The following is a 15,874-nucleotide window of genomic DNA, read 5'->3' as shown; positions in this document are numbered from 1 at the left end:
CCCGGGCCCGCCCCGCGCCGGCGGGCGGCTACTTCACGAAGCCGACGTTCTCCCAGACGACGTCGGACAGGCCCGGCGCGCCGATGTTGGCGAGGTCGGCGCGGGCCCCGAACAGCTGCGGGCGCTGGTAGAGCGGCAGGACGCCGGCCACCTTCCAGAGCTCGCCGTCGGCCTGGTTGATCGCCTCGGAGGCGGTGGCGGCGTCGCTCGCGGCGGCGGCCCGGTCGAGCGCGGCGTCCACCGCCGGGCTGCCCGCGCCGACGTGGTTGGTGCCGCCGCTCTGGACGAAGTTGGCGCGGTTGCCGCTGGCCGGGAAGGGGGTGCCGATCAGCGAGTAGGCGGCGATGTCGAAGTCGTTGCGGTTGACGTACTTCTCGAAGAACTCGTTGGCGGGGGCGGTCACCGTGGTGACCTTGATGCCGACGTCCTTGAGCATCCTGGTGGTGTTGGCGGCCTCGGCCTGGGCCGGGGTGACGCCGGCCGGGACGACCATCCGCAGGTTCAGCTCCCGGCCGTCCTTCTTCCGTACGTCGCCGTCCAGCTTCCAGCCCGCCGAGTCCAGCTTGCGGGCGGCCTCGGCGGGGTCGTAGCGGGCCAGGCCCAGGGAGTTGTCGCGGTAGCCGTTCTGGTTGGTGACCAGCAGGTGGTTGTTGAGGGGGACGGCCGGCCAGTCCAGGCCGCTGAGGTCGGAGCGGATCACCACGTCCCGGTTGATCGCCTGGAAGACGGCCTGGCGGACGGTCGCGTCGCTGAGCGCGGGGGTGCGGGCGTTCAGGGTGAGCTGGCGGAAGTCGGGCCCGCCGGCGCGGCGCACCACGGCGCCCCTGGTGTTCTTGACGGCCTGGTAACCGGCCACGTCCGGGCCGATGTTGACGAGGTCGATCCCGCCCTTGGCGAAGGCGGCGGCCATCGCGTCGGGCAGCATCGCGTGGAAGACGATCCGGTCCAGCATGGGCTTGTCGCCCCACCAGGCGGGATCGGCGACCAGGGTGACGGTCTGGGCGGCGCGGTCCAGCTGCTCGACCTTGAACGGGCCGGCGGTGACCGGGAACCCGTCCAGGTAGGAGGTGTTGAAGAGCTCCGGGGTGGAGATCCGGCTCGCGGGCAGCAGCGGGGCGTTGCCGGCGCTGTTGAACATCGACTGCCACTCGGAGAACGGGCGGTCGAAGGTCATCACGGCCTGGTAGTCGTCCTTGCCGCGCTCGACCGCGGAGACCAGCTCGAAACCGGTGCTGCTGGAGGACTTGTAGGCCGGGTCCTTCCCGTTCAGCGCTCGCCAGTTGGCCTCGATGTCGCGCCAGGTGATCGGGGTGCCGTCGGACCAGTGGGCCTTCGGGTTGAGCGTCCAGGTGACCACCTGCCGGCCGTCCCTGAACTCGGCGTGCGCCTCCTGCAGGTAGGCGGGGTTGGGGGTCTGGGTGCCGGCCGCGTCCGAGCGGAAGAAGGTCGGCAGCAGCGGCTTGCTGACCATGACGGTCGAGGAGTCGCTGCCGTCCGCGTGGATCGGCGACCACTGGCGGGAGAACTGGGCGGCCGCCAGGTTGAGGGTGCCGCCCTGGCGCAGCTGGGCCCGGTCGTGGGGGTTGATGTCGATCGAGGTCAGCTTGGGCGAGGCGAGGGCGGACGGCAGGGCGTCGGCGGCGGTGCCGTCCTGGCCAGTGGTGCAGGAGCAGAGTGCCAGCGAGAGCGTGAGGGCGGTGAGACCGGCGAGCAGGGCCGTCCCGTGGTGCTGGAGGCGGCGGCGCATCGGCGTGCTCCCCGGGGTGGATGTGGCGGATGGTGTGGCGTCACATCTTGCTGACCGGGAGGGGGCGTTGTCGAGGGGCGGGCCCGGATGGGGCCCACCCCTCGGGGCGCGGGTTCGTCGGACGCCACGGCGTCCGGCCGCGACGGGTTCCGACAGCGAACGTGCCAGACCGCGAAGGTGTCAGACGGCGAAGGTGTCAGACCGCGAACTTGAAGGTGCGGTCCTTGTCGCCGGTCTTGTCGAACACCGAGGTGATGCCGTCCGCGACGTCCTGCGGGGTGATCGCGGCGAGCTGGCCGTTCTTCTTGACCTTCACCTTGTCGAACGCGGTGCCCAGCTGGGCGGTGAGCGCGTCGAGGTCCCACTTGGGCACGATCTTGCCGGAGGCGTCCGGGACGAGGGTGAGCGCCTTGGCGGCGGTCTTCGGGCCGAAGTCCCAGGTCTTGGCACCGGCCGTGACGTGCACCTTGCCGGCGGCCACCTGCTTGCCGAGGCTGTCGGCGGCGGCCTGGAGGGCCTGGGTGGAGATCTTCGGCTGGGCGGCCGTGACGGCCAGGGCGATCGGCTGGTCGGGCTTGCCGTCGGCGCGGCCGCGGTAGGCCTCCTCGATCGCGTCCAGGGCGCTCGCCGAGTCCACCGCCTGGCCGGCCCGGCCGGGCACGACGATCGGCTCGCCGTTGACGTCGCCGAACTTGACGTAGCCCTCCTGGAGGCCCTGGCCGGAGCCGGCCGCGAGGGAGTCGAGGGCGGCCTTGAGCTTGGCCCGGTCGACCTTGACCTCCGGGGCGACGGTCTTGGTGCCGCCCTTGAGCGACTTGATGACGTCGACCGGGTTGTAGCTGTGCTGGGCCAGGCCGTCCACGGTGGCGGTGGTGTCGAAGCTCAGCCCGGCGACCGCCGGGTCGAGGTCCACGGTCTGGTCGCCGATCTTCAGCTTGAGCGGCTGCTGGCCGGCCTTGCCGACGGACTCGTCCAGCTGGTGGATCGCCTGGTCACGGCTGCTGCCGCCGATCTCGGCGCCGAGCACCACGGTGCCCTTGGGGACGTCCGACTGGTTGAGCATCAGGCCGGTGCCGTAGGCGGCGGCGCCGAGGAAGAGCACCGCGGTGACGCCGTAGACGCCCAGCTTGACCAGCTTCTTGCCGGCTCCGCCGCGCTTGGCCTTGGCGGGGGCGGCGGGCTCGGCCTTCGCGGGGGCGGGGGCCGGAGCGGGCGCCGGGGTGGGGGCCGGAGCAGGGGCCGGGGCGGCCTTGTCGCCCTTGGCACCCTTGGGGCCCTTGTCGCCCTTGGGGGTCTTGCCCCCCTTGGCGTTCTTGGCGCCCTCGGGCCTCGGGCCGGGGGCCGGGGTCGGCAGCGGGGTGAGCGCGGTGGCCTCCTGGTCGCCGCCGGGCTGCGGGGCGGCACCGGGCGCGCCCGGGAAGAGGGCGCCGGGGCCCGCCGGGGTGGCCGCGTCCTGGCCGGGAGCGGTCGGGCGCTGGGTGGCGAACGGGTCGGTGCCGGTCGGGGCCGAGGCGAACAGGCCCGGCTGCGGACCGCCGTCGGCGCCGAGCGGGGCGCCGTTCAGGGGCAGACCGGGTATCGGGGCGGGCGGCGGGGTGTTGTCGCGGATCGGCGCGAAGCCTTCGACCGAAGTGTCCTCCGGGCTCGGCTCGGCGCCCGGCCCGGCCTGCGGGTGCGGCGCGGCGGCCGGGTGGCCGTTCGCCCGGAAGCCGTTCTGCGGGCCGGACTGCGGCCGGCCACCGGCCTGCTGCCCGCCCCGCTTCCCGCGGTTGCGCTGGGGGAGGCCGTTCTGCGCGTCGGCGTCGGGGACGGAGGTGCCGAACGGGTCGGCGACCGGGGCGAACGGGTCGGCGACCGGAGCGAAGGGGGCGGCGGGCTCGTACACGCCGGGCTCCTCCACCGGGGCCTCGGCGTGGAACGGCGCGGCGGGCGCGGCCGCGGCCTGCTGCTTGCCCTGGGCGGGCACCGGACGGCCGTTCGGGGCGCCGCCCCCACGGGCCGGCGGACGGGCACCCTGCGGGCGCGGTTCGGCGGTGGCGGGCGCGGCCGGGGCCTGCGTCGCGGCCGCGGCACCGGCCGGCACGGCGGCCGAGGCGGGCTCCGCGACCGGGGCCTTCTTCTGCCGCGGCCGGAACCAGGCACCGGTGGACTCCGACTCGGAGGTGGCCGGCGGGATCGGCGGGATCTGCCACTCCGGCGGCAGGTTCGGCGGGGAGGCCTGGCGGCCGCCGTCCTCCATCACGCCGAGCACGGGCGAGGCCGGCGCGGAGCGGTGCCGCGGGGCGTCCGGGGCGGCGGCCGGGGCGTCATCGCCCGGGCCATCCTCGTTCTTGACGGTGCTGCGGACGACGACCGGCGGGATCGGGCGCGAGCCGGGGATGTTGATCCGGACCCGGGTGGTCAGGGTGGTCTCGGTCTTCGGACCGTCGTCCTCGCCGCCCGACGCGGCGCCCGGTCCCGCGTCGGCCCGGTCGCCGCCGGGGAGCCCCGCCGGTGTGCCGTAGGGCGGCGTGCCCGACGGGTAGGCGTCCGGACCCGTGCGCCGGGGCGTCGGGTGGGCGTTGTCAGATTCGCGGCTGCTCAATGCTGCTCTGCTCCGGGTTCGCGGGCGGGCCGTGCGGCGCGACCGCGGTCGTGGTCGCCGGGCCTTGACTGGGGCGGGCGGCGGTCGGGTACGGCGTTCTGCGGGACCACCATACTGGGAAGAACAGAGCGGCGAACGGCTTCGGACAGATCCTGATACGTCCGGTTCCTCCGGTATGAGAGTAAGGCCGTTCGCTCCTGACTGCGCGTCGTACGCGGTACGGTACGCCGTGCACGACCGGCGTCAGCGCGGGGGTCCGGGCACTCCGGGGAACCAGCTGGTGCGGGTGGGCAGGGTGGCGCAGATCACGCCCAGCACCGAGCCGGCGAACAGCCAGGCCAGCGAGGTGGCGTTGGACCACAGCACGTTGTCGCCCTCGGGCCGGGGCACGATCAGCAGCAGCATCGCCAGGAACCAGCCGGCCGCGGGCGCGCCCGCGCCGAGCCGGGTGCCGGTGACCCGCAGGCCGGCGTAGAAGGTCGCGGCGGTCGCGGCGAGCGCCAGCAGGACCCCCACCGGCGGCCACAGGGCCTGCACAAAGGATCCGCAGACCGACACCGCGATGCCCAGCAGGAAGAACAGGACATAAGCCGCGATCCGGGCGATGCGCGGGGGCTGGGGCTCGGCCAGCCGCTCCTCGCGGGTGCCGAGGAGGACGGCGGCGAGCGGGCGCCGGGCCGGCCCGGCGGCGGGCTTGTTCATCGGGTGCCCTCCTCGGCGTGCGCGGCGTCCGGCCCGAGGCCGGCGAACAGGTCGTCCTCCGGCTCGCCCGGCCCGGCCTGGCCGTGCACCAACTGGTAGTACTCGGTGGCGAACAGCGGCTGGGCGAGGTCGTTGGAGAGCGCGAAGAACGCGCCGTCCACGGTGATCTGGGTGGCGTGGGCGGCCATCGCGGCGGCCTTGCGCCCCGCGTACGCGGAACCGTCCAGCACGGTGGTGACCAGCTCGTCGTCGACCACGCCGGGGATGTCGGCGGGCTGCGCGACGCCCGGGAAGGACGCCTTGGCGGCGGCCTCGGCGAGCCCGGCCTCGATCACCGAGCGGGGCATCCGGTTCCAGTACACCTTGGCGATCCGCCAGGCCGGGCCGAGCTCCGGCCGGTGCGCCGGGTCGGCGGCCAGCTCGTACGCGCGCGTCGCGACCCGGTGCGCCTGGATGTGGTCCGGGTGCCCGTAGCCGCCGTCCGGGTCGTACGTGACCAGCACCTGCGGGCGCTCCTCGCGGATCACCGCGACCAGGTGGTCGGCCGCCTCCTCGACGTCCGCCCGCCAGAAGCAGCCGGGCGCGTCGTTCTCGGGCACGCCCATCATCCCGGAGTCGCGGTAGCGCCCCGGGCCGCCGAGGAAGCGGAAGTCGGTCACGCCGAGGGCGCGCATCGCCTCGGTCAGCTCGCCGATCCGGTACGCGCCGAGGGTGTCCTCCCGATCGGCCGTCAGGTGGGCCAGCTCCGGGGGGATCACCTCGCCGCCCTCGCCGAGGGTGCAGGTCACCAGCGTGACCCGGGCGCCCTCGGCGGCGTACCGGGCCATGGTGGCGCCGTTGCCGATCGACTCGTCGTCGGGGTGCGCGTGCACCAGGAGGAGGCGGCGGCCGGTAGTCGCGGTCATGGGAGGAAGCCTACGACCGCCGCGACGGGGTCAGAGCTTCAGGCCGTTGATCATCCCGGCGAGGTTGCTGGTGACCTGGCTGATCGACGGGGCGATCGAGCTGGAGGCCAGGTAGAAGCCGAGCAGCGCGCAGACGATCGCGTGCGCCAGCTTCAGGCCGGACCGGCGGATCAGGATCACCACGATGACCAGCATCAGCACGGCGGCGGAGATGTTCATGGCCATGTCGGCTCACACCCCTTCTCGGGCACGCCGCCCCCGGGGAGGGCGGCGAGGGACGGTGCGGGACTGGGGGCTGCGGGCGACCGCGGGCCGGGACGGGCCCGACGATCACTCGCCGGACAAGTCATACCCGATGAGTGAGGGGGACATTACCCTCGGTGAGTCCACGCGCGCCGGGGCATCGTGGCATCCGAGGGGCGCATAGGCCGGTCGGAGGCGGTTTGGACCCCTTTGGGGTGTACTTGGTGACGATGCTCCGAACGAGTGATCAGCACACGTCCGGCCGCGGTGGCTCGGCGTCATAAGGTCTGGTGCCATGACCTCCCACACCTCTGCCGACACCTTCCCCCGGCAGTACGCGCGGACCCTGCGCTACACCGTCGGCGCGCCCCGCTCCTTCTCCGTCGCGCCGGACGGCTCGCGGGTCGTCTTCCTCCGTTCGCCCTCCGGCCGCGACCGGGCCAACCTGCTCTGGACCCTCGACACCGCCACCGGCGAGGAGCGGATCGCCGCCGACCCGGCCGCGCTGCTCGGCGGCGGCGAGGAGGACCTCTCGCCGGCCGAGAAGGCCCGCCGCGAGCGCAGCCGCGAGGGCTCGGCCGGCATCGTCGGCTACGCCCTGGACGCGGCCGGCACCCTGGCCGCCTTCGCCCTCTCCGGCCGCCTGTTCACCGCCGACCTGGCCACCGGCGCCACCACCGAACTGCCCGCGGAGGGGCCGCTGTTGGACCCGCGGCCGTCCCCGGACGGCACCCACGTCGCGTACGCCAACACCGCCGGCGAGCTGCGGCTGACCCGCGCCGACGGCAGCGGCGACCGGGTGCTCGCCGAACCGGACGGCCCGAACGTCACCTGGGGCCAGGCCGAGTTCATCGCGCAGGAGGAGATGGACCGCAACCGCGGCTTCTGGTGGTCCCCGGAGAGCGACCGGCTGCTGGTCGAGCGCGCCGACGACAGCCCGGTGCGCCGCTGGTGGATCGCCGACCCGGCGAACCCGGACCGCGAGCCCGCCGAGGTCGCCTACCCGGCGGCCGGCAGCGCCAACGCCGAGGTCGGACTCTGGCTGCTCGACCTGCACGGCGGGCGCACCGAGGTGGTCTGGGACCGCGCCGCGTTCCCCTACCTGGGCCGGGTGCACTGGTCGAAGGGCGGCGTCCCGCTGCTCCAAGTCCAGTCCCGCGACCAGCGCCACCAGCGGATCCTCGGCCTGGACGTCGCCACCGGCACCACCGAGGTGCTGCACGAGGAGAAGGACGGCGCCTGGCTGGAGCTGTTCGCGGGCGCGCCGGCCTGGACCCCGGACGGCAAGCTGGTCCGGATCTCCGACGAGGGAGGAGTGCGGGCGCTGGTGATCGGCGACCGCACCGTGACCGGCGCCGACCTGCACGTCCGCTCGGTCGTCGCGGTCACCGAGGAGGAGGTGTTCTTCAGCGCCTCCGGCGGCGTCGGCGAGACCGACCCCGAGCCGGGCTGGATCGCCGTCGGCCGGATCAGCCACGACGGCAAGCGGCTGGGCTGGGAGTCCGCCAACGGGCGGCCGTTCACCTCCGTCACCAGCGCGGTGCACGGCGGCGGCATCACCGTCCGGGCCACCGCCGAGCCCGACCTGCCCGGCACGCTCGTCAAGGTCGCCCGGGACCTGCCCGAGGGCGTGGCGGTCGACGACGTCGCCACCATCGCCTCCCACGCCGAGACCCCGGTCATCACCGCCCGTCCGGTCTTCCGCTTCGCCGGCGAGCGCCGCATCCCCGCCGCGGTCTTCCTGCCCACCGGCTACGACCGCGAGCGGGACGGCCTGCTGCCCGTCCTGATGGACCCGTACGGCGGCCCCGGCGGCCAGCGCGTCTACCAGGCGCACAACCCGCACCTCCAGTCGCAGTGGTTCGCCGACCAGGGGTTCGCGGTGGTCGTCGCCGACGGCCGCGGCACCCCCGGGCGCGGGCCGGCCTGGGAGAAGTCGATCGCCTTCGACTTCGCCGGGGCCACCCTGGACGACCAGGCGGACGCGCTGCGGGCGCTCGCCGGGGAGTTCCCGCTGGACCTCGACCGGGTCGCCATCCGCGGCTGGTCGTACGGCGGCTACCTCGCCGCGCTCGCCGTGCTGCGCCGCCCGGACGTCTTCCACGCGGCGGTGGCCGGGGCGCCGGTGACCGACTGGGAGCTGTACGACACCCACTACACCGAGCGCTACCTGGGCGACCCGGCCGAGCGGCCCGAGGTGTACGCCGCCAACTCGCTGAGCGGGTACGCGGCCGGCCTGGAGCGCCCGCTGATGATCATCCACGGGCTGGCCGACGACAACGTGGTGGCCGCGCACACCCTGCGGCTGTCCTCGGCGCTGCTCGCCGCCGGGCGCCCGCACACCGTGCTGCCGCTGTCCGGCGTCACCCACATGACCCCGCAGGAGGAGGTCGCGGAGAACCTGCTGCTGCTCCAGGTCGACTTCGTGAAGCGCTCGCTGGGCCTGTGACACCCCGCTGACCAGCGCCTTCCGCGGCCGGTGCCCCTGACGGGGGTACCGGCCGCCGCCATGACATCCGTCATGCCGAAGGCACGACGGCGGACACTGCCGCCGCCACCCGCCCGCGCGGGACTCTGAGGTGGTGCGAACAGCATCGGACGCGAAAACCACCAGGGGAGAGGAGCGGGGCGATGGGTACCGAGGTGGCCGCCTTCCGCGGCGTCGGCAAGAGCTACGGGCGGGTGCGCGCCGTGGACGGACTGGACCTCGTGCTGAGGCCGGGCGAGACCGTCGCCCTGCTCGGGCCGAACGGCGCAGGGAAGTCCACCAGTCTGGACCTGCTGCTCGGCCTGCGCGAGCCCGACCGGGGCAGCGTGACCCTGTTCGGCGGCACCCCGAGAGCGGCGATCGAGGCCGGCCGGGTCGGCGCGATGCTGCAGAGCGGTGGGCTGATGTCCGACGTCAAGGTGCGTGAGCTGGTCCGGCTCGCCTGCGACGTGCACCCGCGCGGTCGGTCGGTCACGGGGGTGCTGACCGACGCCGGGATCACGGAGCTGGCGGAACGGCGGGTCGACAAGCTGTCCGGCGGCCAGGAGCAGCGGGTCCGCTTCGCCCTGGCCATCGCCGGCGACAGCGACCTGATCGTGCTGGACGAGCCCACCACCGGCATGGACGTCAGCGTGCGGCAGTCGTTCTGGGCGAGCATGCGCACCCAGGCCGACGCCGGGCGCACGGTGCTGTTCGCCACCCACTACCTGGAGGAGGCCGACTCGATCGCCGACCGCGTCCTGGTGCTCCACCGGGGCCGGCTGATCGCCGACGGCAGCTCGGCGGAGATCAAGGCCAGGGCCGGAGCCCGCCGGATCGCCTTCGAACTCCACGACACGGACGGCGGGTTCGAGGAGTCCGTGCTGCGCACCCTGCCGGGCGTGCAGTCGCTGGACGTCACCGCGAGGGTCCCCGGGGTGCGGACGGTGCGGATCCGCACCGCGGACGCCGACGCCACCGTGGCCGGGGCCTACCGGGCGGGCCTGTACCCGCGCGGGCTGGAGGTCACCGGCGTGGGCCTGGAACAGGCCTTCCTGACCATCACCGGGGAACTGGACCGCGAGGACGGCGCCCGGGGCGCCGACACCGGGAGCACCGAGAAGGAGAGCGTGCGATGACCACCCTGATCAGGCTGGAGATCCTGCGGACCCTCCGCAACCGGCGCTACCTGCTCTTCACCATCGCCTACCCGGCGCTGATGTACTTCTTCTTCATCAACGCCTACGGCTCCACCCGGCTGGCCGGCGGCCTGCCGGTGAAGACGTACTTCATGGTCTCGATGGCCACCTTCGGCGCGGTCGGCGCGGTGCTGAGCGGCAACGCGCAGCGGATCTCGCTGGAGCGCAAGAGCGGCTGGGTGCGCCAGCTGCGGCTGACCGCGCTGCCCGGCCGGGCGTACACCGTCGGCAAGATCGCGGCGACCGCGGTCACCACGCTGCCGGCGATCCTGGTGGTCTTCGCGGTCGGCGCGAGCCAGGGCGTCTCGCTTGGCGCGGCGCAGTGGATCGCGCTGGCGGCCGCGCTCTGGCTGGGCAGCTTCGTCTTCGCCGCGCTCGGGGTGGCACTCGGGTACGCGGCGGCGCCGGACGCGGTGCAGCCGATCGTGATGATCACCTACATGGCGATGGCGCTGCTCGGCGGCACCTGGTTCCCGGTGAGCGGCTCGCTGGAGAAGTTCGCCCGGTTCAACCCGGTGTTCCTGTACAACAAGCTGGCCGCCTTCATCCAGCCCGGGCACTCCCTGGACACCGTCGCCGTCGCGGGGCTGGCCGGCTTCCTCGTGGTGTTCACGGCCGCCGCCGCAGCGCTGTACCGCCGCGACACCCGCCAGGCATGATGATCGACATGAGTGACGCGCGCCAGGCCCACCGCCCCGACGAACCGCCGGAGGTGGGCGTGGCGCGCGCGTCCTTCATGAACGTCCCCGGCTCCCCGGTGGAGACCAGGAGGCAGCTGCTGGTCAAGGTCGCCTGGATGATGCTGTGGATGCTCTACCTGGCCTACCCGGCCGGGGACCTGCTGAGCGGCGGCCACAGCACGATCGGGACGGTGCTCGGCTGGTGCTGCCTGGCCGTGTTCATGGTCGCGTACGTGCTGCTGGTGGTCTTCCGCTCGCAGGCCGGGATGCGGCCGCGGGCCTGCCTGGCGATCGTCACGACGATGGTCGGGCTCGCGGTCGCCGCCTCCGTCGTGCTCGGCGACGCGTTCCTGACGCTGTTCATCTACGCCTCGGTGTGCGTCGCGATCATCACCCCGGCCCGCTACGGGCTGCGCGCGCTGGTCGCCATGGCCGCGCTCACCGCCGTCGTCGGCGTGGGCATCGGCGCCGATGTCGACAACGTCTCCACCTTCGCGCTCAGCGCCTTCCTCTCCGGCGTCGCGATGACCGGCCTGCAGCGGCTGGTCGCCACCATGAAGGAGCTGCGCGAGGCCCGGGCCGCGGTCGCGCACCTGGCCGCCTCCGAGGAGCGGCTGCGGCTGGCCCGCGACCTGCACGACCTGCTCGGGCACTCGCTGTCGCTGATCACGCTGAAGAGCGAGCTGGCCGGACGGTTCATGGACGCCGGCAAGGACGAGGCCGCCCGGGCGCAGGTCGCCGACATCGAACAGGTCGCCCGGCAGTCGCTGATCGACGTCCGGGAGGCGGTCACCGGCTTCCGCCGCCCGACCCTGCCGGTCGAACTGGCCGCCGCCCGGACCGCGCTGGCCGCCGCCCAGGTCCGGCTGGAGGCCGCGCCGGAGCTGGTGGACGCCTGGCCGGCGCTGCCCGACGAGGAGCGGGGCGCGCTGGCCTGGGCGCTGCGCGAGGCCGTGACCAACGTCGTCCGGCACGGCGAGGACGCCACCGTCTGCACGGTCGCGGCGGACGAGAGCTGGGAGGCGGGCGGCGAGCACTACGCCGTCCTGGAGGTCACCGACAACGGGCGCGGGCCGGGCAAGTCCCAGCCGGGCAACGGCCTGTCCGGTCTGGAGGAGCGGCTGGCGCTGGTCGGCGGGCGGCTGGAGACCGGGCCGGGGGAGCGCGGGCGGGGCTTCCGGCTGCGCGCCTCGGTGCCGCTGCGCACGGTGTCGGCCCCGGCCTCCGGACCCTCGCCCGCGACGAAGCCGCGCTAGCGCGCCGCGCGGGCCCGCGCGGGGAACCCGGACGGCCGGTACGGACGTCGTACCGGACATGCCCACCGTTCTCATCATCGGCTTCGACCCGCACGCCGTCCCCGGTATGGACGGCGACGCCGTGCAGGCCGTCCTCGACGCCGAACTCCTCCGCTTCGCCGAGCACGGCATCGACGCCGCGACCGCGCTGGTCGCCCCCGACGACACCGCCGAGCCCGCCGTCGTGGCGGCCCTGGCCGCCCGGGCCTGGGACGTCGTCGTCATCGGCGGTGGCATCCGCAAGCCCGAGGCCGCGCTCCTGTTCTTCGAACTCGTCGTCAATCTGGTGCGTCGTCACGCTCCCGGGGCCGCCCTCGCCTTCAACACCGGCATCGCCGACAGCCTCGAATCCTCCCGCCGCTGGCTTCCGGAGTAGGCCGTCGGCCCGGCCGGCCTCAGCCGAGGTCGGCGAGGGAGCGGTGGTGGGCGAGGGCGGGGCGGCCGTCGAGGAGGAACTCGTACCGGGGCTTGAAGCCGTTGTGGGCGAGGACGGCCTGCGAGGCGAGGTTGTCGAGGGTGGTGACGGCGGTGAGGGAGCGCAGGCCGTAGGCGGTGGCGGCGAGGCGGCAGGCCTCGGCCACGGCGGCGGTGGCGATGCCTCGGCCGGCGGCGGATTCGGCGGCGCGGTAGCCGAGTTCGGCGCTGCCGTCGACGAGGTCGAGGAGGTTGACGCGGCCGACCAGGTCGCCGGCCGCGTCGCGGACGACGTGGAACCTGCAGACGCCCTCGGCCTGTTCGGCGAGGAGGGCGGCGTGGCGGTCCGCGAACCGGGCGAAGTACGCGTCGCCGCGGTCCGGGACGGTGCGGGCGAAGTACGCGCGGTTGGCGCGCTCGAAGGCCAGTACGGCGTCGGCGTGGTCGGGGCGCAGGAGTTCCAGGGTCAGCACCGGGACAGTCTCGTCCGCGGGGCCCCGGTGAACCACTGGAATACGTCGGCCGGGTCCTCGGAGGCAGGCCCTAAGGTCGTGGCCATGAACGACACTGACAACGGGGCCTCGATCCGCGTGCTGCTCGCCGAGGATCAGGGGATGGTCCGGGAGGCGCTGGCCGCGCTGCTCGGGCTGGAGGGGGACATCGACGTCGTCGCGCAGGTCGGCCGCGGGGACGAGGTGGTGGCGGCGGTGCTCGCGAACGACGTGCAGGTCGCGGTGCTGGACATCGAGATGCCGGGGATGACGGGCATCGAGGCGGCCGCCGAGCTGCACCGCCGGGCACCGCGGACGAAGGTGGTCATCGCGACGACCTTCGGCCGGCCCGGCTACCTGCGCCGGGCGATGGAGTCGGGTGCGGACGCCTTCCTGGTGAAGGACGCGCCGGCCGCCGAGCTGGCGGAGGCGATCCGCCGGGTGCTGCGCGGCGAGCGGGTGATCGACCCGACGCTGGCCGCCGCCGCGCTGGCCGAGGGCGCCAACCCGTTGACCGCGCGCGAGCGGGACGTGCTGGACGCGGCGGCCGACGGCGCGGTGAACGCGGACATCGCCAGGCGGCTGCACCTGTCCGAGGGGACGGTGCGCAACTACCTGTCGATGGCGATCCAGAAGACCGAGTCCCGCAACCGCACCGAGGCGGTCCGGATCGCCCGTGAGAAGGGCTGGCTCTGACGGAGGTCAGTTGAGCCGGTGCCGGGCCGCCCTGGCCTCCTGCCGGACCTTGGCGGCGGTGTCCGGGTCGAAGGCGTCCAGGATCTGCGCGTAGGCGTCCATCTCCGCCGAGCCGCCGAGGAAGTCCCCGGTGCGGACGAGGAGTTCGGCCCGTTCCAGGCGCAGCTGGGCCGGGTGCCGGGGCAGCAGCAGGGCGAGTTCGGTGGCCCAGAGCTGGGTGCGGGCGTGCTCGGGGCGGTCGGCGGCCCAGAGCCGGATGTTGCCGAGCACCCGCAGCACGATCTCCAGCGGCTGGGCCGGGGTGAGCAGGGCGGGGGTGAACTCCTGCCCGGCGGCGGCGACCAGCTGCTCGACGTCCTCCGGGTCGAGCAGCCGCCCGCCGTGGAACGGGTCGGCCAGGACGTAGTCCTCGCCGCCCGCCGGGCCGCCGACCGCGACGATGAAGTGGCCGGGCAGCGCGATGCCGTGGACGGTCAGCCCGGCCCGCCGTCCGACCGCCATCCACACCAGGGAGAGCATGATCGGCAGCCCGCGCCGCCGCCGCAGCACCTCGGGCAGCAGCGAGGACTCCAGCCGCCGGTAGTCCGACTGCCGCCCGTGGAAGCGCTCCCGCCCGCCGAGCACCGCGGCGAGCAGGGCGGCGGTCTCCTCCGGTCCGGTGGGCGCCCGCTCGGCGACCGCCGTCCGGACCTCCGCCGCGTGCCGCTCCAGCGCGGCCTCGCAGGCGGCGAGCAGCGCGTCCACGCCGGGCGGCTCGCCGGGGTCGCCGGGGTCGGGCACCATGCCGTGCTCGGCGGCGGCGAGCACGCACAGCAGCACCGGGTCGGGCTGCTCGGCGCGGGCGGCGGTCCGGAAGCGGTCTCTGCTCTGCTCGGTCACGGTGACGGCGACGGCTTTCGTACGGCGGACGGACAAGGCGGCGGTCGGACAAGCGGGTGATCGGACGGACGGTACGGCCTGGCGGCTACCCCTGGGGGAGGAGCGCGTAGTGGTAAGTGTGACTGGTCGTGAAGCCGAGTCCGTCATAGAGCGCGATCGCCCCCGCGTTCTCCGCCTCGACCTGGAGGTAGGCGCCGCTCGCCCCCTCCTCGGCCGCGCGCGAGGCGAGCACCGCCATGACCGCCGTCGCCAGCCCGGCCCGCCGGGCGTACGGCTGGACCTCGATCGCGCCGAAGCAGGCCCAGGCCCCGTCGATGACGCAGCGCCCGATCGCCAGCGGCGGCTGCCCGGGGGCGCCCGGCACGGTCGCGAACCAGACCGACGGCCCACCGTTCAGCACCTGTCGGGCCGCCTCCTCCACCGCCGGGTCGTCGCCGACCCGCCGGTACACCGACAGCCACCCGTCGTCCGCCGTGCGCGCCAGCCGCACCCTCTCGTGCCCGGCGCCGCCCCGGGCCAGCCCGGCCAGCGGCGCGGTGCGGACCAGGGTGGGCGCGTACCCGGCCCCGAGCCGGTCGAGCTCGGCGACCAGCGTCGGAGGCGAGCCGGGGGAGAGCACCTCGACGTACGGTGGCAGCCCGCGCGCCGCGTACCAGTCGCGGACGGCCGCCAGCGCCTGAGGCAGCGGCAGACCCGGCTCCCCGAGGGCCTGGACGGAGTTGGCCCGCCGGGTGAACCCGGCCGAGGCGCGCAGCGTCCACTCGCCGAGCGACTCCTGTTCGACGGCCGGCCAGCCGCGCCCCGCGATCCGCTGCAGTTCGACCGGCCCGGTGACCGGCAAGGGGGCGCGCCGGGCCGGAAACGGCGGCACGACCTTGCCTGCGACCAGCAGCTTCTCCGGCAAGAACACCGGATCGCCGGTGCGCGGGACGACCGTCAGCCCATGATCGTCCCACGATGTGAGCACGCCGATCGAATCCCGAAACACCGGACGGTCGTCCACGAACTCCGCAAGCCGGCGGACGGACACGCGTCGTCCCACGTCAGAGCGGTCTATCCGGACCTCCGGACGGTCGCCGACCGGGTTGACCGTCGCCATCTGGCCACCTCCTGTGCATTTGCGGTCTCCGACCCGCGATACTAGGGGCGGGCATCGACGACGCCGCGCTCACCGCGCACGGCAGCAGAACAGAACGGGCCACCAGGCCCTTCCGAGGAGGAACGACAGCGTGACCTACGTCATCGCGCAGCCTTGTGTCGACGTGAAGGACAAGGCGTGCATCGAAGAATGCCCGGTTGACTGCATCTACGAGGGCGAGCGATCGCTCTACATCCACCCGGATGAGTGTGTCGACTGTGGCGCTTGCGAGCCGGTCTGCCCGGTCGAGGCGATCTTCTACGAGGACGACACCCCGGAGGAGTGGAAGGACTACTACAAGGCGAACGTCGAGTTCTTCGACGACCTGGGCTCGCCCGGCGGCGCCTCCAAGCTCGGCCTGATCGAGCGTGACCACCCGTTCATCGCCGCTCTGCCGCCGCAGAACGCCGACCACTGACGATCGGTGGCACAAC

At 74.1% G+C, this 15,874-nt stretch carries 15 protein-coding genes; 7 read left to right on the top strand and 8 right to left on the bottom strand.

Translation table 11 applies throughout. From position 1 onward, the window contains the following. Window positions 1–28 precede the first annotated feature (28 nt). The 5 genes from ACZ5OX_RS15555 to ACZ5OX_RS15535 form a co-directional block, all read right to left on the bottom strand. Window positions 29–1,747: an ABC transporter family substrate-binding protein gene (locus ACZ5OX_RS15555; RefSeq protein WP_465630309.1), complete on the bottom strand. Its 1,719-nt coding sequence runs from the start codon at window positions 1,745–1,747 to the stop codon at window positions 29–31. A gap of 196 nt (window positions 1,748–1,943) precedes the next feature. Then, window positions 1,944–4,331: a peptidoglycan binding domain-containing protein gene (locus ACZ5OX_RS15550; RefSeq protein WP_465630308.1), complete on the bottom strand. Its 2,388-nt coding sequence runs from the start codon at window positions 4,329–4,331 to the stop codon at window positions 1,944–1,946. A 243-nt stretch (window positions 4,332–4,574) separates the two neighbouring features. Further along, entirely contained in the window at window positions 4,575–5,033 is a 459-nt protein-coding gene (locus ACZ5OX_RS15545; protein ID WP_465630307.1) for a DUF6113 family protein, read from the bottom strand. Further along, window positions 5,030–5,938 carry an N-acetyl-1-D-myo-inositol-2-amino-2-deoxy-alpha-D-glucopyranoside deacetylase gene (gene mshB / locus ACZ5OX_RS15540; protein ID WP_465630306.1) on the bottom strand — a complete coding sequence of 303 codons (909 nt, stop codon included), beginning with the start codon at window positions 5,936–5,938 and terminating at the stop codon, window positions 5,030–5,032. Before mshB ends, ACZ5OX_RS15545 begins: the two co-directional genes overlap by 4 nt. A 30-nt stretch (window positions 5,939–5,968) precedes the next feature. Continuing rightward, window positions 5,969–6,163, bottom strand: a complete 195-nt coding sequence (locus ACZ5OX_RS15535; protein ID WP_392873618.1) for a DUF2304 domain-containing protein — start codon at window positions 6,161–6,163, stop codon at window positions 5,969–5,971. Window positions 6,164–6,476: 313 nt separating this feature from the next. Between ACZ5OX_RS15535 and ACZ5OX_RS15530 the strand changes: the two genes are divergently transcribed. The 5 genes from ACZ5OX_RS15530 to ACZ5OX_RS15510 all read left to right on the top strand — a co-directional run bounded on the left by ACZ5OX_RS15530 (window position 6,477) and on the right by ACZ5OX_RS15510 (window position 12,198). Further along, window positions 6,477–8,630 (top strand): S9 family peptidase, encoded by a 2,154-nt coding sequence (locus ACZ5OX_RS15530; RefSeq protein WP_465630305.1) that lies wholly within the window; start codon window positions 6,477–6,479, stop codon window positions 8,628–8,630. A gap of 182 nt (window positions 8,631–8,812) precedes the next feature. Beyond that, a complete protein-coding gene (locus ACZ5OX_RS15525; RefSeq protein ID WP_465630304.1) occupies window positions 8,813–9,787 on the top strand; it encodes an ABC transporter ATP-binding protein in 975 nt (324 codons plus the stop codon). Then, window positions 9,784–10,506: an ABC transporter permease gene (locus tag ACZ5OX_RS15520; RefSeq protein WP_449790081.1), complete on the top strand. Its 723-nt coding sequence runs from the start codon at window positions 9,784–9,786 to the stop codon at window positions 10,504–10,506. Before ACZ5OX_RS15525 ends, ACZ5OX_RS15520 begins: the two co-directional genes overlap by 4 nt. An 8-nt stretch (window positions 10,507–10,514) precedes the next feature. Beyond that, the gene (locus ACZ5OX_RS15515) at window positions 10,515–11,783 is read left to right on the top strand and encodes a sensor histidine kinase (protein WP_465630303.1); all 1,269 of its coding nucleotides are present in this window, start codon (window positions 10,515–10,517) and stop codon (window positions 11,781–11,783) included. 58 nt (window positions 11,784–11,841) lie between these two features. Beyond that, window positions 11,842–12,198, top strand: coding sequence for a hypothetical protein (locus tag ACZ5OX_RS15510; RefSeq protein WP_465630302.1), 357 nt, complete (start codon window positions 11,842–11,844; stop codon window positions 12,196–12,198). Between the two features lie 19 nt (window positions 12,199–12,217). Here the strand turns inward: ACZ5OX_RS15510 and ACZ5OX_RS15505 are convergent, their stop codons facing one another. Then, the gene (locus ACZ5OX_RS15505) at window positions 12,218–12,709 is read right to left on the bottom strand and encodes a GNAT family N-acetyltransferase (RefSeq protein ID WP_465630301.1); all 492 of its coding nucleotides are present in this window, start codon (window positions 12,707–12,709) and stop codon (window positions 12,218–12,220) included. An 84-nt stretch (window positions 12,710–12,793) separates the two neighbouring features. Between ACZ5OX_RS15505 and ACZ5OX_RS15500 the strand changes: the two genes are divergently transcribed. Beyond that, window positions 12,794–13,423: a response regulator gene (locus tag ACZ5OX_RS15500; protein ID WP_449790077.1), complete on the top strand. Its 630-nt coding sequence runs from the start codon at window positions 12,794–12,796 to the stop codon at window positions 13,421–13,423. Window positions 13,424–13,429: 6 nt separating this feature from the next. Here the strand turns inward: ACZ5OX_RS15500 and ACZ5OX_RS15495 are convergent, their stop codons facing one another. Both ACZ5OX_RS15495 and ACZ5OX_RS15490 read right to left on the bottom strand, forming a co-directional pair. Next, on the bottom strand, window positions 13,430–14,302 hold the full coding sequence (locus tag ACZ5OX_RS15495; protein WP_449790101.1) for a transglutaminase family protein: 873 nt from the start codon (window positions 14,300–14,302) through the stop codon (window positions 13,430–13,432). Between the two features lie 85 nt (window positions 14,303–14,387). Further along, window positions 14,388–15,401, bottom strand: coding sequence for a GNAT family N-acetyltransferase (locus ACZ5OX_RS15490; protein WP_465630300.1), 1,014 nt, complete (start codon window positions 15,399–15,401; stop codon window positions 14,388–14,390). 130 nt (window positions 15,402–15,531) lie between these two features. Between ACZ5OX_RS15490 and fdxA the strand changes: the two genes are divergently transcribed. After that, entirely contained in the window at window positions 15,532–15,858 is a 327-nt protein-coding gene (gene fdxA / locus ACZ5OX_RS15485) for a ferredoxin (protein WP_030061559.1), read from the top strand. Window positions 15,859–15,874 lie beyond the last annotated feature (16 nt).

It is taken from the genome of Kitasatospora sp. NPDC032121 (assembly GCF_055580145.1).
Note: the sequence above shows the minus strand (reverse complement) of the source record. Positions and strands in the feature narration are given on the sequence as shown.

Excerpts from the sequence above, each read along its gene's own strand:
- ACZ5OX_RS15520 (WP_449790081.1), top strand. The coding sequence starts at position 9,784 with ATGACCACCCTGATCAGGCTGGAGATCCTGCGGACCCTCCGCAACCGG.
- ACZ5OX_RS15525 (WP_465630304.1), top strand. The coding sequence starts at position 8,813 with ATGGGTACCGAGGTGGCCGCCTTCCGCGGCGTCGGCAAGAGCTACGGG.
- ACZ5OX_RS15500 (WP_449790077.1), top strand. The coding sequence starts at position 12,794 with ATGAACGACACTGACAACGGGGCCTCGATCCGCGTGCTGCTCGCCGAG.
- ACZ5OX_RS15545 (WP_465630307.1), bottom strand. The coding sequence starts at position 5,033 with ATGAACAAGCCCGCCGCCGGGCCGGCCCGGCGCCCGCTCGCCGCCGTC.
- ACZ5OX_RS15510 (WP_465630302.1), top strand. The coding sequence starts at position 11,842 with ATGCCCACCGTTCTCATCATCGGCTTCGACCCGCACGCCGTCCCCGGT.
- ACZ5OX_RS15555 (WP_465630309.1), bottom strand. The coding sequence starts at position 1,747 with ATGCGCCGCCGCCTCCAGCACCACGGGACGGCCCTGCTCGCCGGTCTC.
- ACZ5OX_RS15530 (WP_465630305.1), top strand. The coding sequence starts at position 6,477 with ATGACCTCCCACACCTCTGCCGACACCTTCCCCCGGCAGTACGCGCGG.
- mshB (WP_465630306.1), bottom strand. The coding sequence starts at position 5,938 with ATGACCGCGACTACCGGCCGCCGCCTCCTCCTGGTGCACGCGCACCCC.
- ACZ5OX_RS15490 (WP_465630300.1), bottom strand. The coding sequence starts at position 15,401 with ATGGCGACGGTCAACCCGGTCGGCGACCGTCCGGAGGTCCGGATAGAC.
- ACZ5OX_RS15535 (WP_392873618.1), bottom strand. The coding sequence starts at position 6,163 with ATGGCCATGAACATCTCCGCCGCCGTGCTGATGCTGGTCATCGTGGTG.
- ACZ5OX_RS15515 (WP_465630303.1), top strand. The coding sequence starts at position 10,515 with ATGAGTGACGCGCGCCAGGCCCACCGCCCCGACGAACCGCCGGAGGTG.